At 44.3% G+C, this 25,456-nt stretch carries 18 protein-coding genes; 5 read left to right on the top strand and 13 right to left on the bottom strand.

The features are described 5' to 3' along the window. Positions 1-127 precede the first annotated feature (127 nt). The 3 genes from OHT75_RS00260 to OHT75_RS00250 all read left to right on the top strand — a co-directional run bounded on the left by OHT75_RS00260 (position 128) and on the right by OHT75_RS00250 (position 4,212). Positions 128-1,783 (top strand): cation:proton antiporter family protein, encoded by a 1,656-nt coding sequence (locus OHT75_RS00260; protein ID WP_264724348.1) that lies wholly within the window; start codon positions 128-130, stop codon positions 1,781-1,783. Positions 1,784-1,982: 199 nt separating this feature from the next. Further along, the gene (gene galK / locus OHT75_RS00255; RefSeq protein ID WP_264724347.1) at positions 1,983-3,128 is read left to right on the top strand and encodes a galactokinase; all 1,146 of its coding nucleotides are present in this window, start codon (positions 1,983-1,985) and stop codon (positions 3,126-3,128) included. Between the two features lie 55 nt (positions 3,129-3,183). After that, a complete protein-coding gene (locus OHT75_RS00250; RefSeq protein ID WP_264724346.1) occupies positions 3,184-4,212 on the top strand; it encodes an aldose epimerase family protein in 1,029 nt (342 codons plus the stop codon). 103 nt (positions 4,213-4,315) lie between these two features. Here the strand turns inward: OHT75_RS00250 and pmbA are convergent, their stop codons facing one another. Next, positions 4,316-5,674, bottom strand: a complete 1,359-nt coding sequence (pmbA, locus tag OHT75_RS00245) for a metalloprotease PmbA (RefSeq protein WP_264724345.1) — start codon at positions 5,672-5,674, stop codon at positions 4,316-4,318. A 147-nt stretch (positions 5,675-5,821) separates the two neighbouring features. On the opposite strand from pmbA, the gene yjgA reads away from it, so the two are divergent. Both yjgA and OHT75_RS00235 read left to right on the top strand, forming a co-directional pair. Further along, complete coding sequence (yjgA, locus tag OHT75_RS00240; RefSeq protein ID WP_264724344.1) at positions 5,822-6,355, top strand: ribosome biogenesis factor YjgA; 534 nt, start codon at positions 5,822-5,824, stop codon at positions 6,353-6,355. Between the two features lie 81 nt (positions 6,356-6,436). Further along, entirely contained in the window at positions 6,437-8,920 is a 2,484-nt protein-coding gene (locus tag OHT75_RS00235; protein WP_264724423.1) for an Ig-like domain-containing protein, read from the top strand. Between the two features lie 224 nt (positions 8,921-9,144). Here OHT75_RS00235 and OHT75_RS00230 read toward each other — a convergent pair whose 3' ends face one another. The 12 genes from OHT75_RS00230 to OHT75_RS00175 all read right to left on the bottom strand — a co-directional run bounded on the left by OHT75_RS00230 (position 9,145) and on the right by OHT75_RS00175 (position 25,375). Then, on the bottom strand, positions 9,145-10,302 hold the full coding sequence (locus tag OHT75_RS00230; RefSeq protein ID WP_264724422.1) for an ABC transporter permease: 1,158 nt from the start codon (positions 10,300-10,302) through the stop codon (positions 9,145-9,147). Continuing rightward, complete coding sequence (locus OHT75_RS00225) at positions 10,302-11,459, bottom strand: ABC transporter permease (RefSeq protein WP_264724342.1); 1,158 nt, start codon at positions 11,457-11,459, stop codon at positions 10,302-10,304. Before OHT75_RS00225 ends, OHT75_RS00230 begins: the two co-directional genes overlap by 1 nt. An 8-nt stretch (positions 11,460-11,467) precedes the next feature. Further along, positions 11,468-12,448 carry an HlyD family secretion protein gene (locus OHT75_RS00220; RefSeq protein WP_264724341.1) on the bottom strand — a complete coding sequence of 327 codons (981 nt, stop codon included), beginning with the start codon at positions 12,446-12,448 and terminating at the stop codon, positions 11,468-11,470. Further along, entirely contained in the window at positions 12,435-13,931 is a 1,497-nt protein-coding gene (locus OHT75_RS00215; protein ID WP_264724339.1) for a TolC family protein, read from the bottom strand. Before OHT75_RS00215 ends, OHT75_RS00220 begins: the two co-directional genes overlap by 14 nt. A 175-nt stretch (positions 13,932-14,106) precedes the next feature. Continuing rightward, on the bottom strand, positions 14,107-15,555 hold the full coding sequence (gene tldD, locus OHT75_RS00210; protein WP_264724338.1) for a metalloprotease TldD: 1,449 nt from the start codon (positions 15,553-15,555) through the stop codon (positions 14,107-14,109). Between the two features lie 38 nt (positions 15,556-15,593). Further along, the gene (locus OHT75_RS00205) at positions 15,594-16,427 is read right to left on the bottom strand and encodes a carbon-nitrogen hydrolase family protein (RefSeq protein ID WP_264724337.1); all 834 of its coding nucleotides are present in this window, start codon (positions 16,425-16,427) and stop codon (positions 15,594-15,596) included. Continuing rightward, positions 16,351-20,556 carry a YhdP family protein gene (locus tag OHT75_RS00200; RefSeq protein WP_264724336.1) on the bottom strand — a complete coding sequence of 1,402 codons (4,206 nt, stop codon included), beginning with the start codon at positions 20,554-20,556 and terminating at the stop codon, positions 16,351-16,353. The genes OHT75_RS00205 and OHT75_RS00200 overlap by 77 nt, the downstream gene beginning before the upstream one ends. Beyond that, positions 20,556-22,046, bottom strand: coding sequence for a ribonuclease G (gene rng, locus OHT75_RS00195; protein ID WP_264724335.1), 1,491 nt, complete (start codon positions 22,044-22,046; stop codon positions 20,556-20,558). Before rng ends, OHT75_RS00200 begins: the two co-directional genes overlap by 1 nt. An 86-nt stretch (positions 22,047-22,132) precedes the next feature. Further along, positions 22,133-22,717 carry a Maf family protein gene (locus OHT75_RS00190; RefSeq protein ID WP_264724334.1) on the bottom strand — a complete coding sequence of 195 codons (585 nt, stop codon included), beginning with the start codon at positions 22,715-22,717 and terminating at the stop codon, positions 22,133-22,135. Between the two features lie 70 nt (positions 22,718-22,787). Then, entirely contained in the window at positions 22,788-23,279 is a 492-nt protein-coding gene (mreD, locus tag OHT75_RS00185) for a rod shape-determining protein MreD (protein ID WP_264724333.1), read from the bottom strand. Then, positions 23,276-24,247, bottom strand: coding sequence for a rod shape-determining protein MreC (gene mreC / locus OHT75_RS00180; protein WP_264724332.1), 972 nt, complete (start codon positions 24,245-24,247; stop codon positions 23,276-23,278). Before mreC ends, mreD begins: the two co-directional genes overlap by 4 nt. Positions 24,248-24,325: 78 nt before the next feature. After that, on the bottom strand, positions 24,326-25,375 hold the full coding sequence (locus OHT75_RS00175) for a rod shape-determining protein (protein ID WP_261299007.1): 1,050 nt from the start codon (positions 25,373-25,375) through the stop codon (positions 24,326-24,328). Positions 25,376-25,456 lie beyond the last annotated feature (81 nt).

Below are 25,456 nucleotides of genomic sequence, written 5' to 3'. Positions count from 1 at the left end.
GTTTTGTATTTTAAGGCATCTATTTTAATCCAAGTCGTTATTTTATATTGAGATGAAAAATCCCCCTTCGGCGATTTTTCTTATACAATGTTAGCTATCTTTCATTTATCGCTAAATATGGAGTGCTATGGAACCGGCAATCTTAATTATCACCTTACTTTGCGGCCTACTTGTGAGTAAAGTCGGTTTACCGCCACTTATTGGCTACTTAGGCGCAGGATTCGTTTTATTCACATTTGGCATTGAAGACTCAAGTTTACCTTTATTAAAGCAACTTGCTGATTTAGGTGTCACTCTTTTACTGTTTTCAATTGGATTAAAACTGGATTTAAAAAGTTTATTCAAAGCCGAGGTATTGGCCACATCAAGCATTCACTTAGTCGGTTCTATCCTATTTTTTATCCCCGTTTTAAAGCTATTGGGCATGGCGGGACTAGAGCAACTGGAAGGTTATAGCCTAAATCAGTTATTGCTGATTTCTTTTGCGCTGAGTTTTTCCAGTACCGTATTCGCAGTAAAAGTGATTGAAGATAATGGTGACATGAAGTCGCTATATGGCCGCGTGGCTATTGGTATCTTAATTATGCAAGATATCTTTGCCGTGGTGTTTTTAACTATATCTAAAGGTGATATCCCATCCATTTGGGCGCTGGGATTATTATTACTGCCATTTACTCGCCCCCTTATTTACAAGGTATTCGACCGCGTTGGTCACAGTGAAATGCTAGTGTTGTTTGGCCTAGTGATGGCATTAGTGGTTGGCGCTTGGTTATTTGAGGCGGTAGGCTTAAAGCCAGATTTAGGGGCATTGATTATTGGTATTTTACTTGCCGGACACGCAAAATCGTCTGAGTTAGCAAAGTCGATGTATTACTTTAAAGAACTCTTCCTTGTCGCCTTCTTCCTCACTATTGGTCTCAATGGTTTACCGACTTGGTCAGACATAGGTTTAGCGGGCATTTTAGTCTTGTTAGTGCCGGTAAAAATTGTCATGTTTATCTACTTGCTAACACGCTTTAAGTTACGTTCACGTACCTCACTGCTAGCCTCGTTCAACTTAGGTAACTACAGTGAGTTTGGTTTGATTGTTGCGGCCGTTGCTGCACATAAAGGTTGGTTACCCGCATCATGGTTAATTATTATTGCGGTCGCATTAAGTATTAGCTTTTTGTTTGCAGCGCCACTTAACACCAGCGTGAATAAGATTTATCAACGCTTTCAACGCCATTTAGTCAAAATGGAAAAACACCCACTGCACCCTGAAGATCGTCAAATTAAAATAGGTAATCCTCGCTTTTTGATCTTCGGTATGGGGCGTATTGGTAGTGGTGCATATGACGAACTTCGTTTGCGTTTTGATGGCGAGATTTTAGGGATTGAACATAAACAAGAGTTAGTCGATTTTCATCGCGCCCAAGGCCGTAATGTGGTGCAAGGCGATGCGGGCGACACTGACTTTTGGGAAAAACTAGAACGTGCGCCCAATCTGGAGCTAGTCCTACTGGCGATTCCACATCATGTGGGTAACTTATTTGCCGTAGAGCAACTTAAGAAGCTGAACTACGAAGGTAAAATCAGTGCCATAGTGCAATACTCTGAAGATGCCGATGCATTAAAGGCCGCTGGGGTTGATACCGCTTACAACCTATACGAAGCGGCGGGTGCGGGTTTTGTTGACCATGTTATTTATGAACTGTTAGATGAAAACCAAGAGCAAGTTAATCGTGCCGATAAAGTGGCTAGCGAGACTAAAGCAGCCAGTGCCTCTGCATCGACATCATAGGTTTAATCTCAACATCACACCGAATAGCACTAAGTGATTGTTAATTAAAAACGCCTCGAAAAATATCGAGGCGTTTTTGTTTCTGTCAGCGTATTTTCAATTTGCCGTTAGTTAAAAAAATCTCAGTTACAGTTGCCACTGAGTCGTGATATAAATCAAAGTAATCACCTGAACACTTTCTGTTGGAAATTTTCGAAGTATGTCTAACCCAGCGCAACGGGCAACCAAATTATTCGTGCAAACTTTTGGCACAAAAGCGGATGATTTATACCAGGCTCCAGGCCGAGTCAATATTATTGGCGAACATACCGATTACAATGAAGGATTGGTCCTGCCTGCCGCCATTAATTTTCATACTGTGATTGCGGTTAAACACCGTGAGGACAATTTATTTCGTGCGGTAACAGATGCCTTTCCGGGGCAAATTAAACAATGGAAATTCGGCGAAGAAGGCTCAGTTTCTTCTAATGATGATTGGGCAAACTATTTAAAAGGCGTCACCGCGGCAATGCATTTGTCGGGGCTGCAAGCCAAAGGGCTCGATTTGGCGATTGTGGGTAACGTGCCATTGGGTGCAGGGTTATCTTCATCTGCCGCGTTAGAAATCGCTTTTGGCACTGCTATTAGCTATGCCAGCCAATTACATTTATCCCCTTCGGCCATTGCATTATTGGCCCAACGTGGCGAAAGCCAATATATGTGTCTTGATTGCGGCATTATGGATCAAATGATCAGCGCGTTAGCCGAAGAAGACCATGCACTATTAATTGATTGCTTAGAATTAGAAAGCGAAGCGATTTTGATCCCTGAAGATCTCAGCATGGTTGTGATTGACCCTAACATCAACCGTAAAGCCTTTATGATGCAATTTGAAGAGCGTAAAAAAGAATGTGCGCTTATTACTCAGTTGCTTGGGTTAGATTCGTTACGGGATTTATCATTAAGCTATTTAGAACAACAAAGAGACACCTTATCGGCAGAACAATTTAGACGTGCTCGGCATGTGATCACCGAAAACACCCGCACAAGCAATGCAGCCAGAGCGCTGCAGCAAAATAATATCGCCCGTTTTAGCCAGTTGATGACCCAATCACATCTGTCGTTACGTGATGATTTTGAAGTCATTGCCCCTGAAGTCGATATCCTAGTATCAATGATTGCTCAGCATATTGGCGAACGTGGCGGTGTACGCATGAGTGATGGCTGTGTTCTTGCGCTGATTGAGCATGAACTTACCGATGATGTGATTAATTTAGTTGAACAAGAATATACCCATAAAACGGGGTTAGAACCTCGTATATTATTGTGCTCAGCCAGTGCTGGCGCGGGCAGAATAAGTAAATAAAAACACAATAACATAGGTAATCCCGAACCTTAACAATACAACCAGAGAGGCCTCAATGGTACGTTTTAGTGTGCTTGAATCTTGGCAAGATCCCCGTGGTGAAGTAGTCGAACGCATACGTTTAGATAACGGCACTATCGCCATGGAAGTGTTAAGTTTAGGTGGCATCATACGGTCGTTGTGGGTGCCAACCAAGCATGGCGAACGTCAGAATGTGGTTTTAGGTTGTGACAATATCGCCGACTATTTAGCGCAGTCAGCTCACCTAGGCGCTATCGCGGGTCGTTATGCCAATCGTATCGCAAACGGTAAACTGTCTTACGATGGTGTGGATTACCAATTGAGTATTAACCAAGCCACCAATTGCTTACACGGCGGCAAAGAAGGTTTTAATCGCAAACACTGGCAATTAGGCACCACCAGCGATGGTGTGCGCTTAACGCTGCAAAGCCCTGATGGCGATATGGGATTTCCAGGCAATTGTAAAGTGCAGCTAGATTATCGTTTAGTGGGTAATAACCTGTATGTTGAAATACTCGCTACAACTGACAAAGCCTGCCCTGTCAGCTTAACTCAACACAGTTACTTCAATTTAGATGGCGGAGTGAGCAATACTACGCACCAAGTTCAAGTAGATGCAAAACATTATCTCACCATGAATGATGTCGGTGTCCCCACCGCGATGGTTGCCACCGCGGGCACTGATTTAGATTTAGCTGCTACTACGCCTATGGCTGTGCAAACACAGCGACCTGAGTTAGCCGCAACCCATGGGTTTGATCATTGTTTTGTCATGGATAACAAAGACGGTGATTTACAACGTTTTGGCGCGATTTCAAGCACTCAAAATGGCGTGAAGATGACGGTTTATACTAACCAACCTGGGGTGCAGTTATACGGTGCTAACTTTTTAGAAGGCGTAGTGGGTAAAAAACAGCAAGTGTTCGCAAACCACCAAGCTGTGTGTATCGAGCCTCAAATGCTGCCTGACTCACCTAACCAGCCTGACTTACCGGGTAATGCTTGGTTAACCCCCAATGCCATTTACCACCATATTTCACGCTATGAGTTTTCAATAGAATAAACAGTTAGCAATCAATCAAATTAAACAGGGGTAAGCATTCACTTACCCCTGTTTCATTTACATCACTTTTACTCTTAGTCGCAGAGACCAGCTAATGCTACGGTTAATTACCGGCTATTTTCATTTCACTGAGTAAAATGCCACCGGTCCGAATCGATGAGCGTAAATCACGATCTTTACCCACACCTTGAATGCCCATAAACATGTCTTTTAAGTTACCCGCGATAGTGATCTCTTCTACCGGATATAACACCTGACCATTTTCAACATAGAAACCTGCTGCCCCCCGAGAGTAATCTCCTGTCACCCCGTTTACCCCTTGGCCCATCACTTCGGTCACAATCAAGCCGGTTCCCATTGCTTTAATCAATTCATCAAAGGTTTGGTTACTGTGACTTAGCGTCCAGTTATAAATGCCGCCTGCATGGCCCGTATTGGTTAACCCTAATTTACGCGCCGAGTAGCTGGTAAGTAAGTAAGTGGCTAATGCACCATTATCAATGATTTTACGGCTTTGGGTTGCTACGCCTTCACTGTCGTAATTGGCTGAGGCTAAAGCGCCTAAAAGATGAGGTTGCTCTTCAATACTGAACCAATCAGGAAAAATCTGCGTGTTAATCGAATCCAATAAAAAACTCGATTTACGGTACAAACTACTGCCGCTAATGGCGCCAATTAAGTGACCCATTAAGCCTGTGGCGATTTCAGGGGCAAATAATACTGGCATTTTTGCCGTAGCAATTTTACGCGCATCTAAGCGGCTTAAGGTTTTATGGGCTGCTTGTTTGCCTACCGCTTCAGGGCTTAATAAGTCTTGGAATTTACGGGCAACGGTATAATCATAATCACGCTGCATATTACCATCAGACTCTTCACCTATCGCCACACAACTTAAGCTGTAGCGTGAGCTGCAATAACCATTTAAAAAACCATGACTATTACCGTAAACTTTCGCGCTGGTGTGCGCATTCGCTGTTGCACCATCAGAGCTTTTAATACGGCTATCACTTTGCAAACAAGCATCTTCCGAACGAATCGCAATTTCAGCTAATTCTTCGGCGGTTAATATTTGCGGGTGATACAAGTCTAAATCACGAATATCTTTTGCCATCAATGCTTTATCGGCAAGTCCGCTGAATGGGTCTTCAGAGGTATATTTGGCAATATCATCAGCGGCTTTCACAGCTTGTCGAATGGCTTCAGGGCTTAAATCTGATGTCGATGAATTGCCTTTACGACCATCACGGTACACCGTAATACCCAGTGCACCATCTTTATTAAACTCCACCGTTTCCACTTCTTTATTTCGGGTAGAAACCGAAAGTCCCTGCTGCTTACTGATTGCTACTTCGGCGGCGCTAGAACCTAGCTGTTTTGCATATTCAAGTGCAACGCTGACCGCGTGTTTTAATGCCGGTAATTCACTGTCGATAGTGGCTGAAGGTGCTTGATGAGAAGTCACAAATAATCTCTTAAATGGCCTAAATTAGCATTAGCATAGCAAATTCATTTCCCGATTGATAACAACACGTTTTCAATGTCTTTTTTACCAGATACATCCGCAAAATAAATGCTATCATTAGCAGATATTTATTTGAGGTTTAACATTATGAAAATTGTTGGTGATTCTGAGCACTTTCAGCAACCCTATGACAACGATGACGAATACGTCAGCCGTACTGGATTTAAAAAAGAAAGCGAAGAAGCGCAGGCTTTAGGTATGCGTTTAGTGGCGTTAAGTAAAAGCCAACTCGACAAAATGGAACTTGATGAGTTTTTGTACGACGCCGTTTTAAAAAGCAAATTGATTAAGCAAAAAACGGAAGCGTATCGCCGTCATTTGCAGTATATCGGTAAATTAATGCGTGGTTTTGATCATGCACCGATTGAAGCTGCACTTGATAAGGTTCTGAATAAAAACAACAATGAAGCGGCTCAACTGCAAAAATTTGAAAAAATGCGGGATCGCTTATTAGCGAATGGCGACACTGAGATCCAATCGTTGCTGGATGAAAATCCACAGCTTGATCGTCAAAAGCTACGCCAATTAATTCGTCAAGCAAACAAAGAACTGACTAAAGGCCCTGAGTCAAAATCAGCCAAAGAGTTGTTTAAATATTTACGCAGCGAGATCACTGGGTAAAACACAGGCTGAAAACGTAAGCAGACAATAAGCCTTACGATTTACATTACAATAAAAACTAGGATGTTACCCATGCAAATAATGACATTGAATCGTAGTATTTCATTAGTGTTTGCTTCAGCTTTACTACTCAGTGGTTGCAATGGCGCCGCTGATGGAACTGAACCAGAAACACCCGATGCTAATTACACTATCAGCTTAAGCTTTCAAGCCATAGTAGACGGACAATGTACTCAGGCCACTAGCCAACAATCCTTTTATTTAAATGAACAGTTTTGTGCAGTGGCCACATTAAAAAATGGTAACACCTTAGTGACAGGGCAAGTGGTGGACTTTGTATTGCCCTTTGGCGATGCAGCTCCCGCCTCAAAATTAACCGACAGCAACGGTCTAGCCACTGCTGTTATTAGCTCATCCGTTGCCAATGCGGGAGAGTTAACCGTTCAATATAATCCGGTCAATAGCGACCCCGTCAGTGCCAGTCGTAACTTCGAGTTTCTGGCACTTGATCCTGCTACCCCAATCGAGTCCGCAACCATTACCGCTAGCATTCATAATGCAACCGGAACGGTAACCCGATTTAAAGTCGATGAAGCAGTACAACTTCAAGCCACCTTATTAGATAGTAGCAATCAAGGTATTGCCAACCAATTAGTGAGCTTTTCTGCGGGTAGCGCCAGTTTGTCTCCCGCAACGGCATTAACCAACAGTGATGGCAAAGCCATTGTTGCCTATACTCCGACCGTAACCGAATTAGGTGCCAGCACCTTAGTAGTGAGTACAAATTATCAAGGTAAAGAAGTCACTCAATCTAGCTTTTACGAAGTCTTATCAGCCGACGACATCGCCCCTGTTGGTTTGTTTAAAATGGGACGTTGGGTGTCTGAAACAGAATTTTATGAAAACGAGCTAGCCACCACCTTACCTCTGGATAATGGTGACTACAAACTCAGTGCTGGCGGTACATTTGGCGTAACAGCTACCATAGTAACCGATAATAATGACGGCACTTATACCCGCTTACAAACACCAACCAGCGTGACTTTTAGTTCAGATTGCTCCGCCAACAACAAAGCCAGTTTAGACTCGCCAGTCACGACATTGTCTGGCACAGCAGGTGCGACATTCTCAGATACCAGTTGCAGCGGTAACAGTGAACGTAGCGATCAAATTATTGCAACCGCAACGGTGGGTACCACAGCATTAACGGCTAATTTAGCCTTCACCTTAAGCCGTCAAACCTTGGCAAGTTTAAGCTTTATCTCAGCCGAGCCGAATCAAATTCGCATTAAAGGCGCTGGCGGAACCGGCTCAAGTGAGTCCTCACTAGTGACTTTTAGGGTAACCAGTGCCAACGGTCAACCTACTGCACAGCAAACCGTTAACTTCACGCTGGACACGGTTATTGGAGGCTTAGCATTTGCCAACGGTAAACCAACAGATAGCAGCATCACCAATGCACAAGGGTTAGTCAGTGTGCGAGTGTTATCAGGTACGGTACCAACACCAGTAAGGGTGGTAGCAACAGCTACGGACAAAGATACCACGGATGTGATTACCAGCCAGTCGGAGCAATTGACCGTCAATACCGGATTGCCGCAACAATTAGGTTTTAGTATTTCACCTTCAACCTTCAATCCTGAAGCAGGAAATAAAAATGGCGAAACGGTCACGATTTCCATTTATGCTTCAGACAGTTTTGGTAATCCTGCACCGGATGACACTGTGGTTAACTTCACCGCTGAAGGCGGCCAAATACAACCTTCATGTACAACATTAAACGGCACCTGTAATGTCACCTGGACATCTGCTAATCCACGAGTATCAGACCACCGAGTAACCATTTTAGCTTACGCCCTAGGCCATGAAACCTTCTTTGATACCGATGGCGATAACATGTTTGGTGATGCCGACGGTAACGCTATCGCCTTAGGCTGTTTAGGCGCCAACAATACTCCTATTGCCTGTAGTGGCAACGGCATGGATATCGATACCTACCATCCTAATGGGTTTATCGATTTAGGCGATGCTTATAGAGATGATGATGAAACAGGCATTTATAGCACTGGAGAAAAGTTTTTTAGTGCCACGGCTGCTAATAGCTACGGTGGCCCCGACGCTAAATTTAATGGCCCACAATGTTCACGCAGCGACGGCAGCTGCGGTACGGGTCAAGCTAACAAAACCTATATTCGAAAAGCGTTTGTCCTCACTATGTCAGGCTCAACCGCGGTTATGCGGTTTAACCAGGACGGTACTGATTTAGTCACTGATTTTAGTAATGTCACCCCCATTGCTACCAATGATCGTTCAACGTTTGTTGTGCGCTTAACCGATGGCGCAAACCAAATATTACCCGCCAATAGTACTGTAACGGTAACTGCGACCGAGGGCAGTTTGTTATTTAATACTTACACGGTTCCGAATCGCACCCAGTCTGGCGGTACAAGCACGTCATTCACCTTAGAAAACACCGGCACTGCGGGTATAAGTACCGTAACAGTAACCGTCACTACACCAAGCGGCGTAAAAACTGAGACCCGCTTTAATGTGACACTGCTATAGATTAGCCCGATATAATGAAACGTTTATAAGGCAACTGAGACTTTAAAGCCCACTTTTGTGGGCTTTTTCTTGGCGGTGGTTTGATGCATGTAAATACATATGACTACCTATGCAGACGCAGGGCAAACCATTGCTGTCGACAAAACCTGAGTGCTCAATTGGCTATGCCCAACGACAAACAAACGTCAAATAATGGTCTTGGCAAAGTGTGTTGTTAATGCCAATTATTCGGTGAGATGGCGATTGGCTAATGATTGCTGTTGACGGTATTTAATCCCTACTAAAGCCAAGCCGCTAAACACCACAAACAAAGCCCAAAGCTGGAGCCATTGCGGCAAAACAGCCAACCAACCACTCCCCATTTGATTTAGATTTAACATGCCACTAATCGCCGGCACAGCTGGAATAATTTGTGACAACAGCACTAATGGCTCAGGAATTAATGCCAACGGCCATACAAACCCTGCCACAAACAATATTGGCATAGAAATCAATAAAAAGAACTGCGTGGGCAAGTCTCGACGCACAAACAGACTGCTGATGGCCGTGCCTAATGCGGCGGTGGCGAGAATAAACGGCAGCATAAATAAACTGACTTCAGAGATTGTCGCTAACACACTCACATCATAAAAATAATAACAATAACCTAGATAGAATGTCGCTAAAACCGCATAAATACTGCTAAAGGTCAGCACTCGTGCTGACACAAGTAAAAGCGGTGACACCGACTGCCAATAACCTGATTTTCGCCACTGACTGGCACCCAATATACAAATGCCTATCAGCATAGTTTGATGTAATATCAATAGGAATAACCCTGGTACCACATATGGCGTGTAACCTAAGCTGGGATTAAATGCAGGTACTGAGTTGATGGTGATTGAATCTAAAGACTTTTCAACTTGTGCAGCCGTTTGACCGCGCGCTAACAGCCCCACCATTTGAATTTGCTTACTGGCGTCCATACCCGCGCTAACTAAACCTTCAACGACAGCAGAATAAATTAAAAAATAACTGGCATCACCACCGTAACTTAATGTAGCTCCTTTACCTAATAACAAGTTACGTCGAAACCCTTCAGGAATAACCAGTAAACCGTGTGCTTCACCTGAGGTGATCCATAGCTGCGCTTCATCTACACTGGGCAGTACCGCCTGCACCCTGATTTTCGCACTGGCATCAGCATGGCGGATCACCCGCCGACTTAATGATGAATGGTCATGATCAACAACCACTATGTTCTGTTCGGTCGGCACCTGATGTAGGTATGGCAGTGGATATAACACTGAATAAAATAATACCGCACCAAAAATCGTCAGTACCAAGTCTTTATCAGAAAGTATCGATTTTAAATCACGCCACATTAGTTGCCATAACGTCATCATTGCCCTCCCTCAGGTTCAATGGAAGAACGCTCAACAGCAAAACGGCTGAATATAAAAATAAGTGGGATCAGTGGTAGAAAAATCCAATACGATCCTAGCTGAGTCAACAGTTGTGGTAAGGCTTCGCCATAACTGACAATACCCACATGGGAGTCGATGTAATGACTCGATGGCATAATTAAGCGCCACCACTGGGCTAATAATGGCATATCATTGACTGGAAAGGTGATCCCCATAAAGGCAAATGCGGGGGCGAACAAGGCCGTACAAATACTAATACAACTGGCTTTTTCTCTTATTATCAAAAAAATAAAACAGGCAATGACCCACAGTATTATCAACATCGCTAACTGAGCAATCAGCAATAAGCCCATCGAGCCTGCTATTGGTAAAGCTAAATAAAGGTATAACCACACCAAAATAAAGCTGCCATGCACTAACATTATTGGGGTGAGTACGAGTACTTTTGCTATTACGGATTGCCAAAAATCAGCGGCTAACTTGGGCTTACCCTCAGCGGGCTTTAACTCGGCATTCAGTGAGTTCATAAACACAAATACCGAGAGTATTTGCCATAAGGCTATCAATACTGGTGGGACTAAAAATCCTACGTAGTTGTTGTTGCGATTAAACAGCGCAGTGGTTTGACTGGTGACTGGGGATAAACTGGCAGCAAGACTTTCGCTATGGGTGCCGCTAAGCAAGAGTTTTTTGGCACCGAGTGTGACTAAACCATTGCCTAAACTCAGCTGAATTTGACTAGATAACAGCTTGCCCACTAATAAAAACTGACTGTTATAACGGATATCTATCAAAGGTTTATTGGCGGTAATTAAGTCTTTATTCATGCCAACAGGAAACACCACTAAGGCGTACACCTTTGCCTGACGCATATCGGCTTCAGCTGTGGCCAAATTGGCGTAAGATTGCGGCGAAATCACCGAGTTTGCTTGTAAGTTTCGCGTCAACATACGCGACACCTGGCTGTTGTCCTGATCGACCACGGCAACTGGAAGTTGTCTTGGTAAACCTGCACTGAACAACCACCACAAACACAGCATGCTTATTAAAGGAATATAGCTCACCATAGCAAGTTGCCATGGTGAACGCCAAAGTTGAGTTAGCTCAGAGAGACAGCGCTGTTTGACAGTCATCGTTGCACTTATGCTGCATCTGGAAGATACAATACCGACATACCAACACGTAAATCGGCAATGGGTTGATTAGGATGCAATAACACCTCAAAGGTGCGCATATCAAAATCATGACCACTTTCGGTTGAGCGCCAAGTGGCAAAGTTTCCCATCACACTAACGTGCTCCACGGTAAACTCTGCGGTTTGATCTAATGCAGGTAAGCGTAACGTTACCACAGTACCTTGTTTAAACTGCGCTAATTGATCTTCACGCACTTGCATCACCGCCCAAGCATCTGACATATCAATCAGGCTAACCACAGGAAAACCACTGGGCGCCAGTTCACCTGCTTGCAATAGCACTTCACTGACTTCCGCATTTTTAGGTGAGCGCATTTGGCTATCGGCTAAAATCGCACTGACCTCTTTTACAGCACCTTCTGCCATTCTGGCATTGCCTTCGGCTGCTGCTTTGGTTTCAACTCGGGCGCCTTCTTGTGCCATTTGGTACATAGCAAAAGCAGCTTGATCAGTATATTTTGCCGCTTGCCATTGGGTGTAAACCTCATCACGCTTTTGGCGCGGCACCACACCTTCATTAAACAAATTTTCAATACGTTGATAGGTTTTTTGCATTAAATCGGTAGCGGCTTTCGCTTTTAACCATTGTTCTTTCGAGGCGGTGATTTGCTGTTGTCTGGCGCCATTATCAGCTTCCTGCTGCAACGCTTTCGCAGCATCACGGCCGCCCTCTGCCTGCATCAGTTTGGCGTCTAGCTCAGGGCTATTTATAACAAATAAAATGTCATCAACGGCCACTTTATCGCCTTTACGCACCATCACCTGCTCAATGCGACCAGGCACTTTAGATGAAATATTGTATTCACGGGCTTCAATCTGTCCCTGTAAAAATACCGGTTTAGGTGTAAACGCTAAATTAACACCATAAGCTAAAACCATAGCCAAAATGATTACCGCTAACACGGCTAAGATTTTATTCGCTTGCATGTAAATTCTCCTGCTGTGTTCGTCCAATAAACTCATCTAACTGACCACTGATTGCCATTAACTTGGCATAGGCTTGTAAATAACGGTACTGAGCACCCAATTGCTGCGTTTTAACGGCGTTTAGCTTTAACTCGGCATCCACGCGATCAACTGAGGTAGATAAGCCTTGATTAAAAGCTAATTCACGCAAGCGTAAATTCTCAGTTGCTAACGCTAATGAAGTATTCAATGCTGCTACTTCTTCATGGGCTTGTAACAGTTGTCGATAACTTTGCTCAACTAACAAGCCTAAATCTTGCTGGGTTTGCGCCTTAGTATGACGCGCCTGAAGTAAGGCACTTTTAGCCGCTTTGACTTTACCACTATGACCATCTCGACTGAGTAATGGCACTTTTACCCCAACACCTACCATCCAATTTGGCTCAATTTGAGAAAACAAACTGTCATCTTCATATAAGGTGTAATTACCGTATAAAAACACAGTTGGGTAATGCCCACCCTTTTCTAAATCAACCAGTCCTTTAGCTTGTAACTCTTTTGCTTCCAACAGTTTTAAGGCGGGATGTTGTGTCATAGTCAACTGGCTTAATGGCCCTAATGCTGGCTGGTGTTCTAACATGAATAACGGAGATAAGGGCTCTACATGACTTGCTTGTAACATGCGGCTTAACGCAAGGGATGCCATTTCGAATTGGCGGCTGGCACTGCGTTGTGAAACCTTGGCATTTTCTAATGCCACTTGTGCATTTAAACGCTCAACGGTTGCGATTTGGCCTTCACGCTCTAGTTTTTCGGCATGACTGGCATGAACGGTCAATGAATCAACCAGTTGCTGCTGAGTCTCGGTTAACACTCGTGTAACGGTTACCGCATAGTATCTATCGACTAATAAGGTGAATAAATCTCGTTGTACTAAAGCAAGCTCTTGCTGTTTTTCAGCCACTTGCGCGGCTTTTATCCCTTGAGCTGCCGATATTCTGCCGCCAGTGTAAATAGGCCACATGGCTTGTAAACTCGCGCGAAAAACATCTTGTTCCGTAAAAGGCGTCACAAACATTGAGCCTGGAATTGCAGCAAGCGCTTGACCTAATTGAGGCGGCAAGGCGCTAGGATCTATCGCAGCTAACGGGTTTAAATCACGTAAATCAAGTTCAATGGGCTTTTCAAGGTGCGTATAACTGCCTGCAATATCAAGCGCAGGGTAGCTTAGCGAATGACTGGCCTCTTGCTCTGCTTGAGCACGATTAACTTGCTGAGTTTCCGCTTTGAATTTATCACTAACCTGTTGTAACTGTTGCCAAGCTTGAGCAAAGGTCAACGAAGAAGCGGGTTGGCTATATTGTGCAGTTTGCGTGTCAGCATACACAGTGGGCGCAATGAACACACAACAGAGTGATATTGGCGCAATTAAACAGCGTATTAATGCCTGTTTGGTTTGCTGTAACGTTAGATTTAAACCTTGTCGATTAAACGATATTTCCATGCCACCACCGTAAATAGAGTTTTAACTCTAATGTTGTCTGAAGTATAAATGACTTACGTTTAATTACCCAGACAATATATCAGACTCAAATCAATATTAGCCTTGATCAAGGGGGTCTGTTATCACAAAATTTTTTCAGCTTAGGCTCTATTGGCCTAAGCTGAATGTCGATCACTTATGCTGTGCCGCCCACGGTGAGTTTATCAATTTTCAACGTTGGCTGGCCGACACCCACAGGGACGCTTTGGCCATCTTTACCGCAAACACCCACGCCTTTATCTAAAGCCAGATCATTACCAACCATAGATATTTGGCTCATTGCTTCTGGACCATTGCCAATTAACGTGGCGCCTTTGATGGCTTGGGTAACTTCACCGTTTTCAATTAAATACGCTTCAGATGCCGAAAAAACAAATTTCCCAGAGGTAATATCCACTTGCCCGCCACCAAAGTTTGGCGCATAAATGCCTTTTTTCACTGACTTGATGATTTCGCCAGGGTCTGATTGGCCAGCCTCCATGTAGGTATTGGTCATTCGCGGCATAGGTAAATGGGCATAGGATTCACGGCGACCGTTACCGGTTGATGCCTGCCCCATTAAACGCGCATTGAGTTTGTCTTGCATATAGCCTTTTAAAATGCCGTTTTCAATTAAGGTCGTCTTTTGCGCAGGCACGCCTTCATCATCAATACTGAGTGAGCCGCGACGATTTGGCATGGTGCCATCATCAACCACTGTCACTAGGCTTGAAGCCACAGATTGCCCCACTTTACCACTGAATGCACTGCTGCCTTTGCGGTTAAAGTCACCTTCTAAACCATGGCCTACTGCTTCATGTAACAGTACCCCAGGCCATCCATGACCTAACACCACGGTCATTTCACCAGCAGGCGCATCTACCGCATGAATATTCACTTGTGCTTGGCGAACCGCTTCACGGGCAAACTCAAAACTGTGCGGTAAACCGCTATCATCCGTGGTTAAAAAGAAGCTGTAGTCATGACGTCCGCCACCACCAGCACTGCCACGTTCTCGCTTGCCATTTTCTTCTAAAATAACACTGCAATTAAAACGGACTAAAGGCCGCACATCTGCCGCCAAGGTACCATCGCTAGCAGCGACAAGAATTTCTTCATGTACGCCTGATAAGCTGACGACCACTTGAATCACTCGGCTATCTAAGCTTCGAATATAAGCATCAGTTTGTTTTAATAGCTCGATTTTTTTCACTTCATCCATTGCTGCAATCGGATCGGCGCTGTCATATAACGGACTGTTTTTTGTCCGACTAAACGCTTTAACTTTATGTTGCTCACCCGCTAACGCAATACCTCTGGCTGCTCTGGCCGCTGCGTCTAACGCCGCAGGCGTAATTTCATCTGCGTAGGCAAAGCCGGTTTTTTCACCTGTAATCGCACGTACGCCGACACCGCGTTCAATGTGGAAGCTACCTTCTTTGATAATGCCATCTTCCAGCACCCAGGACTCATGGCGGCTACCTTGAAAATACAGATCAGAGAAGTCAATTTGATGTTGGTGGATAATGGCTAAATAATCTTGCAGGCCATCTAATGTTAATCCACCTTGAAATAAGCTTTGCTCAACTTGCGATAAAAAAGGCATTAATATTCTCTTTATTCAATCTAATCAGCCCACAGTTACTAGTTTGCAAGCATGGGTTCAATAAAACGATTATGCCCTAACACGGGCATTTGTTGGCGAATTTTTGCAATTTGTTGTAAATCTATTTCTGCTTGTACCCAACCTAATCCTTCAGGGCGTTCAGCAATTACCTTGCCCCATGGGTCGACAATCATACTGTGTCCCCAAGTTTCACGGCTGCCTTGATTATGTTGTCCCCACTGTCCAGCGCCGAGAACATAACATTGAGTTTCAATCGCTCTGGCCTGTAATAACACCTGCCAATGCGCCTCGCCTGTCACTTTGGTAAAGGCGGATGGTAAGGCAATGATCTCAGCTCCAGCAAGGCGTAGCGCCCGAAATAAATCTGGAAAACGAATATCATAACAAATCGCTAAACCCACTTTACCAAACGGGGTATCCACTACCGTGATACGCAAACCGGGGTGGAAAGTATCACTTTCTCGATAGGTTTTTGTGCCATCTGCCACATCTACATCAAATAGGTGTAATTTATCGTAAGACCCAAGCGTTACCCCTGTATCGCTGAACAAGTAACTACGACTAAATACCCTATGGTCATCCGCGCGCATCGGAATAGTCCCTGCTACCATATACACTTGGTAACGCTGTGCTAACGTGGCTAAAGCGTGTTTCAGCTCACCTTCGTCCTCAATGCCAGCATATTGCAACTGTTGCGATTCATGACCACCAAACAGCAAACAGCATTCAGGAAGCACCACCATTTGCGCCTGATTAATTTGTCTGGGTAATTGTTTAAGCTGCGTTTCGATATACGCTAAATTCGCCTGAACGTCGCGACTGCTTTGGCACTGTAACAAACTGACTTGCATGACGGTCCTTTTTCACGTGTTGTAGATAACTCAGGTTAATATTGCCCGTTTCCTGTGGAGTTGCTGATGACTTTTGAGGTTCACCTTTGGTCGATGGCGGTGAGTCATTTGGCTTATTATCTTGGCCATCTGTTGCGGGTAAAACCCCTTTTTCACGAAGAATTGATTCAGGAATTTCAATCTCTTTGCTTTTACGTTCCAATTCTTGAATTTCAGGGTTAGCCATGGTGCCCGTAATTCTAAAACGAATTTCAGAGATAACTTCAATCACTGGCTCTAATACTTTTGTCAGCGCAAACGCTCCAATCCCTAGGGTCCACGCACTGGTACTTAAAAACACCACAGTTGGCACACTCGACGCAAGTTGCGGCAGAAAACGTACATCATAATTTAAACTCTGGGTGGTTAAGTCGGTATAACCTCGCACTTTCATATCGCCTGCTACGGTATCCATTTCCGTGTCGGTGGTTTTGACCACACCGTTTGTAATCTGCAAATTACCCTGAAAACTGTCAAAATATAAACCTGAACCAAACACATCCGAAAAATCAAAGGACAATTTTCGCAAAATAGAATCTAAGCTGAATAAAGAAAAGATTCGCGCACCTTTATCGCTAATTTCAGATAAATGCCCTTTACCAAAATCAAATTTTAACTTGCCATCAAGGGTTTTTAGCGAAAAATTATAGGGGGCGCCTTGCCATGATAAATCCCCATCGAGCTTCAGCGGAGCATCTTTTAAACCAGGGTTAATTCCCAACATGTTAGCTAACTCATCGAATTTATCCGCTTTTAAACTGACATCAAACTGGGTCAGGGTGTTATCGTCAGTCTTACGCCATACGCCTTTTGCTTGTGCGCTAACATTTGACGAAGGATGTGATAAAGAGATTGTTTGGAAACGATATCCTTCAGCATAAGGCGTTGCTTGCATTTCTAGATGCCCCAACTGCATGTCATATACTTTAAAATCATCCACATCTATCGCTAAAGGCGGCATGCTATCTATCAGGGAGTCTGGACTAATATCCTCATTGGAATCTGAGTTTACTTGAGGCGATAAATGCAGTTTATCTGCCACAATTTTCAGCCCCTGTTCACGCCAGCTTTTATAGAAGTCGACTCTTCCAACAAATTGATCGGCGTTAACATTAAAGCGCCAAATATCGTTTTTGGGCGCGGCATCAAGCTTAAATTGAGTCAAGTTTTGCGCCAATAGATTAAATTGACTGATGTTGGCTTTTATCTTTACCAACGGAGGGAGTACTGATGCAGGCTGATTTTCCTCCGCGATGGAAGTATCTGCTTTGGTTTCTGTAAAACGGGTAATTATAGGTAGCCATTCAGCAAACATGGCTTGATTCATATCGATAGTGATACGCCCATCTTGCTTCACTAAGCTATCGCCTGATTTAAACTTACGCCCCAGCATTAACTCATAAAACTGCAGGTGGTTTGCATCATTATTGCCAAAGCCACCCCAAAATTCGGCCTGTTCTGCAAGCTTTACGCTCAATGAAGCTTGCTTATTATCACCCATCACCTCGACTGAAAGCGGTTTAATTTCATCCACTGATTTAGTGTATGGCACAGGAAGAGAAAAACTGACCCCCCGCAAATCACTCTCCGCTTGGGCGCGAAAACTATAACCTTGTTCACCGAACATCATCATTAAATGTCCTTGCCAGTCAAAGTTACCTTGGTAATAGTCACTCAAAGGTGTGCTGAATGCTGGCGGTAACTGACCAATATCAAAGTGACCAGCCAAATCGACATCTAACACCTGCTGCTGGCTGCGCTCTTTGGTGGCAAAACTGAATGTAAAATCTTGATCGAATAATTTGGCATGTAATTTTTGCCCAGAAACCAAATGATTATTAAAGCTAATTGCCCCTTTCACGCGACTAAGTTGAATACCGGGTTTGGTAATGTAGACGGGATTGTTATCAAAATTCACTGTGCCTTTAATCACAGGTTTCTCGTCGTAATAAAGTGGAATGGTTAAATCTAGCTGAGTGCTAATGTCTTTACTGACTTGTACTACAGCTAAGGTGTCACCGACACTTTGGCGCAATGGCGATGCATTGATCACTTGGGTGGCGGCCTTAGCATCGGTGTTCAAATCGGCCGTCACCCTTAATAAAGATTTTGCGCCTAATTCGGGGATCCAAACCCTTGCGCCATCGACCTTCACACGGTCTAAATTGCCGCTGTTGATGGTTAAGTCCATCAGTTTATTTTCAAACAAGGCGTGCAAGTCCAGTTGCTTCACCGCGGGCCAATCAGGTTGGAACTTAAACAGTCCTTGCTCAATCGTAAACTCTGCCTGAAAAACGCCATCAAAATCGGTGTAGGGATAACGGTTAAATGCTCCTCGCCAAAGGATATTAGCCTGATGAATGCTACCTGCCTGTAAGCCTAAGGTTAAGTAATCAACTAAGCCTGGAGACATCGCCATGAGTGGAAAGTAATTACGGGCTTTAGCCACATTATAGATATCCATATTAGCCGCAAGGGCCATATCGGGTTGATCGACAAAGTGCATATTTAAGGCCGCTTGCAAATTAATGTCTTGGTTGAAAAAATGAATATTAGGGGCCAATAGCCGCATGTCGTTAAAGTCAAAACGGGCTAATAATGCTTCTCCTGTCAGTTGTAATGGCTGATTAAATCCCCCCGCAAAGTCAATGTTATATTGCTGCTCAGGTAACGCTACTAGCAAGATGTTATCCACCCATGACAACTGAATGTCGATAGGGCTCAATCCCGGCACTTGTGCAATCGGTTGCCACTGAAGTTGATTCAATTGAGCGGTTGCTACCCAAGGTTGATGTTGTGCTTTGTAAACTTTAATGGGGCCAATATCTCCCTGTAGATTGACGTCACGCCACAGGGCCACATGATCACGCCCAAGATTGGGGATCAGCGGTAATAATGGTGCCAGCATTTGCGTATTAATCTGATTGATCTGCCCAAAAAATTGCTCATTTTGGTAGGCTAATGATAACGATAATTCCGGCCATGCTTGATGATTAGATTCAATAACAACATCATGACTTTTAAGCTGCCAGCCTGCTTGGCTTGTTTGCCAAGTAAATACTCCCGATTGAATACTAAACCGCTGCATGTCAGTGGCGGGAAGTGGGGTTGTTTTTGTCGCATCATTCACTGACGTATTCGGCAAGGCTGATGATGAGCTTAATGCATTTTTGGCGGCGGCAGTCGTGTCGCGCCATTGCAACCAACTGGGCTTAAAGGTCAGCAAGCCATCTTGAATGCTTCGGTGTTCAAATTTAAGCCATGCCTCTAAATTAACCACACCTTCAAAGGCGATTTTATCTTGGTTAATCAATGGATTTTTTCGTCTTGATGCCCACTCACCTAAATCTAAATCATCTGCAACGACATAAATATCACCACGAATTGTGTCCGCCTGATAACCATTGCCAGTTAAAGCAATTTGTAATGATAACGACTCTTTCGCTGACACTTTTTGGTCGATAAACACAGAACCTTGCCCCTGATGCTTACCCTCTTGATTAAGCCAAACAAAGTTTTCTAAATAGATGGGGTGAAAGTCATGTTGCGAGCTAAACAATTGCACTGAAACATCATTGATAGAAAAATGTTCCAGTTGCTCCAATAGTAAGGCGTATAACCAGTCGACATTTTTTTTCGAGGGCGAAGAACCGTTGGCATCGGCTATGGCTTCAACCTCCTCTTCAACCGCGTTTTTATTGGGCAATTGATCTAAATTAATCGCTAAATGCACCTTATCGAAACTGACGGTTTCGATTTGTGGTGATAGCGCTAGCAACGATTGCCAGAAGTCGAGTTTGACATGCACTTGTTCGCTAATCAGCGTCACTGGCAAATGTGTTTGAGGCGGTAAAACTAAATTTTTGACGGTTAACGATGGACCGTAAGCCTGCCATTTTGCCGATATTTCGCCAATTTCTAAGGTCACCCCATATCGGTTTTCTACATAAGCTAATATATCATGCCTGATCTCTGGCATGTGGGGTAATAAGCCCCTGATTAAACTGACGCCAAGCGCAAAAAGCACCAACAAAATTGCAAGTGCTTGTAACAAGATGCGACCTATCGTTGTCAGCCGTTTTGAGGACACTACATCATCACCACATCGTATTTATTTTGTGCATACATGGTTTCGTTTTGTAATCGAATTCGCTTACCAATATACACTTCTAACTCCGCGAGTAAGTGGCTTTCATCACCACTTAAACTCATGTATACCGCAGGAGAGCAATATAATAAAAACTCATCGGCTTTATAGGCGCGATTTAAACGAATAATCTCACGAAAAATCTCATAGGACACGGTTTCAATGGTTTTCATTGTACCCGTACCTAAACAGGCTGGACATTCACCACACACAACATGTTCTAAGCTTTCACGGGTGCGCTTTCGGGTCATTTCGACTAAACCAAGCCCAGAGAAACCGCTCACGCTGGTTTTAACTCTGTCTAATGCTAATGCGCCGTTGAGGCTTTCTAGCACACGCGCTTTATGATCGCTTTCGAGCATATCTATAAAGTCGATAATGATAATCCCGCCAAGATTACGTAACCTTAACTGTCTTGCGATGGCTTGAGTGGCTTCAAGATTGGTATTAAAAATGGTTTCTTCAAGATTGCGATGGCCGACAAATGCCCCAGTATTGATATCGACCGTGGTCATGGCTTCGGTTTGATCAATAATCAGATAACCACCTGATTTTAATTCAACTTTACGCCCAAGAGCCCGTTGAATTTCATTCTCAACATCATAAAGTTCGAAAATGGGAGCTGGGCCGCCATAGTGCTCTATCTTATCCGCAATCTCTGGCATGAATTCTTGTGCAAATTGTTGTAATTCAGCAAAAGTGCGACGGGAATCAACTTGAATATGATCAAGTTCAGTGCCGACAAAATCTCGGATAATTCTGACGGGTAATGCCAGATCTTGGTACAGCAAACTGGCGCCTTTGCGCTTACGACGCTCGCTGACTTTGGCCCATACACGGCGTAAAAATGCGGCATCTTGAGCTAATTCATCTTCACCGACATTTTCAGCAGCGGTACGAATAATAAAACCACCATCTTCATCAACATAAGGCAGGGTGATCTTTTTCAGCCGTGCACGCTCTTCTTCTAATTCAATCCGTTGGGATACGCCAACATGGCTTGAGCCCGGCATAAAGACTAAATAACGCGATGGCAGGGTAATGTCTGTGGTTAATCTTGCCCCTTTAGTTCCAAGAGGATCTTTAACCACTTGCACCATGATATCTTGGCCTTGACGAACCAGCTCTGCGATATCGCGCACGACGAAGTTGCCTTTTTCGATATCGGCAACGCACTCAGTGTGAGGCACAATATCCGAAGCATGTAAAAAAGCCGCCTTATCTAAACCAATATCAACAAATGCGGCCTGCATCCCCGGTAAAACCCGACTGATTTTACCTTTATAGATATTACCGACTAAGCCTCGCTTCATGCGGCGCTCAATATGCACCTCTTGTAAAACACCGTGCTCTACTAAGGCAACTCTGGCCTCTGTAGGAGTAACATTGATCAGTAATTCCGAGCCTTTTTTACGCTGTGCTTTGATATTCATAAGCCACCAGTATTCAGGTCACATAGACGCTCACTTCACCCTATTGATAAAGAGGACTATGAAAATTTAAAATAATTAATTCGTTTTTACGTATTAGCCATTAACTGCATTAACTGTCTGGTCTCGACTAACGGCAAACCAACAACTGCAGAATAACTTCCATTAATCGACTCAACAAAGCAGCCACCTAGCGCCTGAATGCCATAAGCTCCCGCTTTATCCATGGGCTCTTGCGTGGCGATATAGGCTTCAATTTCAGCGTCGCTTATCTGACAAAAAGTGACATCGGTAACGCATAAACGAGTAAAAGAGCGAGTTCCATCCGTCACCGCCACTGCGGTCATCACTTGATGAGTATGCCCTGAAAGTTGTTGTAAAATGTGTTTCGCATCGGCAGCATCTTGCGGCTTGCCTAAAATCTTGCCGTTTAACACCACTGAGGTATCTGAACCTAACACTTTAGCGTGTGTGAATGGCGCCGCCAAGACCAAACCAGCTTGGGCTTTTTGTAACGCAAGCCGCACGACATAATCCGCAGCGGGTTCGCCTTCAAAGGGGGTTTCATCGATATCAGGGGAAACTTGCTCAAAAGAAAAATGGGCAATTGAAAATCCAGCCTGGGCAAACAGCTGCTTACGTCGAGGAGAAGTTGAAGCTAACACCCAAGTCATTTAAATTGTACTCTCTTTAACAACATGCTGAATTAATTAGATCTCTCAATCTAAATTGTCATTTATTATCCTAACGCACTTTATAACGTCGACGAATATTGCGTAAAAACCAGAATATCCACCACCAAATGATGATGCTTGAAAAAGCAGGTAAAAACATATCGGTATTAAAAGGAGTACCGCCTACAATGGCAAACTCAGTCCAATAAATCACCAGATGATAAATACACACAAAAACCGACACTGAAATGGTTTGCTGCCACCGAGGGAAATTGCGTAATCGTTGAAAATGCAACACGACGATGTAAATGGTTAAGGCAAATGCGAGCCCCCTTACCCCTAATGTCGCCCCTAAGAGCACATCTAACATGACGCCTAACACCCATGCCGTCAAAATACTGTATCGATGCGGCAACGCGACTGCCCAATAAATCATCACCATGAGCAACCAGTCAGGTCGCCATGCTGCAACAATATGTGGTAACGGCATAATTTGGAACATCATCCCAATGAATAACGTCACCCAAACAACAAATCGGCCATTGGCTATGTGAGCACTCATTGACTCACCTCTTGGGTTGATTGATTTTCAGCGTTCGAGGCATCCAAAGGTGCATCGATGACGGGTATATCCGTGGTTGTCTGCTCTGCTGGCAAAATAGAGTTTTCTGCTGGCTCATTCGCGTCAGGCAAGATTGGCATGACAGGGATATCATCCACTTCATCGGGCCAAATTAACAACACATAACGAATACGATCTAATGCCGCCAGTGGCTGTGCATTAATCACCGCATAACTTTGGCCATCATCACGCGAAACCGACATCACTCGCGCAACGGGGTAACCTTCAGGGAAACGATCTCCTAAACCTGAGGTCACTAATAAATCACCAGCAACAATGTCGGTACTCTTGGCCACATGTCGTAGCTCAATTTCATCAATATCGCCGGTTCCGTTAGCGATAGCTCTGACATCATTGCGTGTTACCCGCACGGGTATCCCGTGGGAAGTGTCTGACACCAATAATACCCGACTGGTCAACTCGCTGACTTCCACAACTTGACCCACTACGCCTTTGGCATCCACCACTGGCTGTCCCACATAAACACCTGTGCGTTCGCCATGATTAAGTACCACAAGCTGACGAAAAGGATCACTGGCGACTTCCATCACTTCAGCAACCACTTTACGCGAATCCATGTGCACTGGCGAGCCAAGTAGGGCTCTTAATCTTTCGTTTTCTTGGCGCAGATGCTCAAATCGTTGCAAGCGCTCAGACATCAATAGCTGTTGATCCATCAACACTTTATTCTGCGCAGCTAGCATATTGCGGGTTGCAAAGGCTTCAGCGGTCCAGTCAAGCATCACACCGGGGACATTGGCTAAATATTGCAGAGGACTTAATACAGAAGACAGGGATTGACGCACAGGTTCGAGGCGATCATTAGCGATAAACAACACCACCGACAATATGATTGCCAGTGTTAAACGAAATTGATGTGAGATACCACGTACAAAAATTGGTTTCATATAAAATTACGCGGTGAGCCTGATAGTCGTACTTGCCTATGGCAACGTGCTAACAAACATCACCGCCTAATGGGTTGATTAGTTCTCTTCAGAGAACAAATCACCGCCGTGCATATCGATCATTTCTAATGCTTTACCACCACCACGCGCCACGCACGTTAATGGGTCATCAGCAACCATGACTGGAATACCGGTTTCTTGCATTAATAAACGGTCTAGATCGCGCAGTAATGCGCCACCACCCGTTAACACCATTCCGCGCTCGGAGATATCTGAGGCGAGCTCAGGTGGCGATTGCTCTAATGCCACCATAACTGCACTTACAATGCCTGATAAAGGCTCTTGCAGGGCTTCTAAAATTTCATTGCTATTAAGTGTAAAGCTTCTCGGTACACCTTCAGCTAAATTACGGCCGCGCACTTCAATCTCAAGCACTTCGTCACCCGGATAAGCCGTACCAATAGTATGCTTAATACGCTCAGCAGTCGCTTCTCCAATCAGCGAACCGTAATTACGACGAACATAGTTGATAATCGCATCATCAAACTTGTCACCACCGATACGCACAGATGATGAATACACTACGCCATTTAATGAAATGATGGCCACTTCGGTAGTACCACCACCGATATCAACAACCATAGAACCGGTGGCTTCTGACACAGGTAAACCTGCACCAATTGCCGCTGCCATAGGCTCTTCAATTAAATACACCTCACGCGCGCCTGCACCCATTGCCGATTCGCGGATTGCACGACGTTCAACTTGCGTTGCACCAACGGGAACACACACTAATACGCGCGGGCTTGGACGAAAGAAACTGTTATTATGCACTTGCTTGATAAAGTGCTGTAACATTTTTTCGGTGACATAAAAGTCAGCGATCACACCGTCTTTCATCGGACGGATGGCTTGAATATTACCTGGTGTTCTGCCAAGCATTTGCTTAGCTTCGGTGCCCACTGCTGCCACTGATTTTGGGCCGTTACCATTTCGCTCACCGCGAATAGCAACTACAGAGGGTTCGTTTAGCACGATACCTTCATCGCGAACATAAATAAGAGTGTTTGCCGTACCTAAATCGATCGATAGGTCGTTAGAAAAAATGCCGCGCAGCTTTTTGAACATGTATCAGGCCTGTATTCTGTGAAGTCAGAAGAAAGAAAAATCAGCTAACTTTATCAATCACACCCACAATCTACAAGACCG

This window comes from Shewanella subflava (genome assembly GCF_025971955.1).
GTDB lineage: Bacteria > Pseudomonadota > Gammaproteobacteria > Enterobacterales > Shewanellaceae > Shewanella > Shewanella subflava.
Note: the sequence above shows the minus strand (reverse complement) of the source record. Positions and strands in the feature narration are given on the sequence as shown.

What these genes read in the sequence shown, in the direction of transcription:
- OHT75_RS00260 (WP_264724348.1), top strand. Translation starts at nt 128, where the DNA reads ATGGAACCGGCAATCTTAATTATCACCTTACTTTGCGGCCTACTTGTG.
- galK (WP_264724347.1), top strand. Translation starts at nt 1,983, where the DNA reads ATGTCTAACCCAGCGCAACGGGCAACCAAATTATTCGTGCAAACTTTT.
- OHT75_RS00250 (WP_264724346.1), top strand. Translation starts at nt 3,184, where the DNA reads ATGGTACGTTTTAGTGTGCTTGAATCTTGGCAAGATCCCCGTGGTGAA.
- yjgA (WP_264724344.1), top strand. Translation starts at nt 5,822, where the DNA reads ATGAAAATTGTTGGTGATTCTGAGCACTTTCAGCAACCCTATGACAAC.
- OHT75_RS00235 (WP_264724423.1), top strand. Translation starts at nt 6,437, where the DNA reads ATGACATTGAATCGTAGTATTTCATTAGTGTTTGCTTCAGCTTTACTA.
- OHT75_RS00230 (WP_264724422.1), bottom strand. Translation starts at nt 10,302, where the DNA reads ATGACGTTATGGCAACTAATGTGGCGTGATTTAAAATCGATACTTTCT.
- OHT75_RS00225 (WP_264724342.1), bottom strand. Translation starts at nt 11,459, where the DNA reads ATGACTGTCAAACAGCGCTGTCTCTCTGAGCTAACTCAACTTTGGCGT.
- OHT75_RS00220 (WP_264724341.1), bottom strand. Translation starts at nt 12,448, where the DNA reads ATGCAAGCGAATAAAATCTTAGCCGTGTTAGCGGTAATCATTTTGGCT.
- OHT75_RS00215 (WP_264724339.1), bottom strand. Translation starts at nt 13,931, where the DNA reads ATGGAAATATCGTTTAATCGACAAGGTTTAAATCTAACGTTACAGCAA.
- tldD (WP_264724338.1), bottom strand. Translation starts at nt 15,555, where the DNA reads ATGCCTTTTTTATCGCAAGTTGAGCAAAGCTTATTTCAAGGTGGATTA.
- OHT75_RS00205 (WP_264724337.1), bottom strand. Translation starts at nt 16,427, where the DNA reads ATGCAAGTCAGTTTGTTACAGTGCCAAAGCAGTCGCGACGTTCAGGCG.
- rng (WP_264724335.1), bottom strand. Translation starts at nt 22,046, where the DNA reads ATGAATATCAAAGCACAGCGTAAAAAAGGCTCGGAATTACTGATCAAT.
- OHT75_RS00190 (WP_264724334.1), bottom strand. Translation starts at nt 22,717, where the DNA reads ATGACTTGGGTGTTAGCTTCAACTTCTCCTCGACGTAAGCAGCTGTTT.
- mreD (WP_264724333.1), bottom strand. Translation starts at nt 23,279, where the DNA reads ATGAGTGCTCACATAGCCAATGGCCGATTTGTTGTTTGGGTGACGTTA.
- mreC (WP_264724332.1), bottom strand. Translation starts at nt 24,247, where the DNA reads ATGAAACCAATTTTTGTACGTGGTATCTCACATCAATTTCGTTTAACA.
- OHT75_RS00175 (WP_261299007.1), bottom strand. Translation starts at nt 25,375, where the DNA reads ATGTTCAAAAAGCTGCGCGGCATTTTTTCTAACGACCTATCGATCGAT.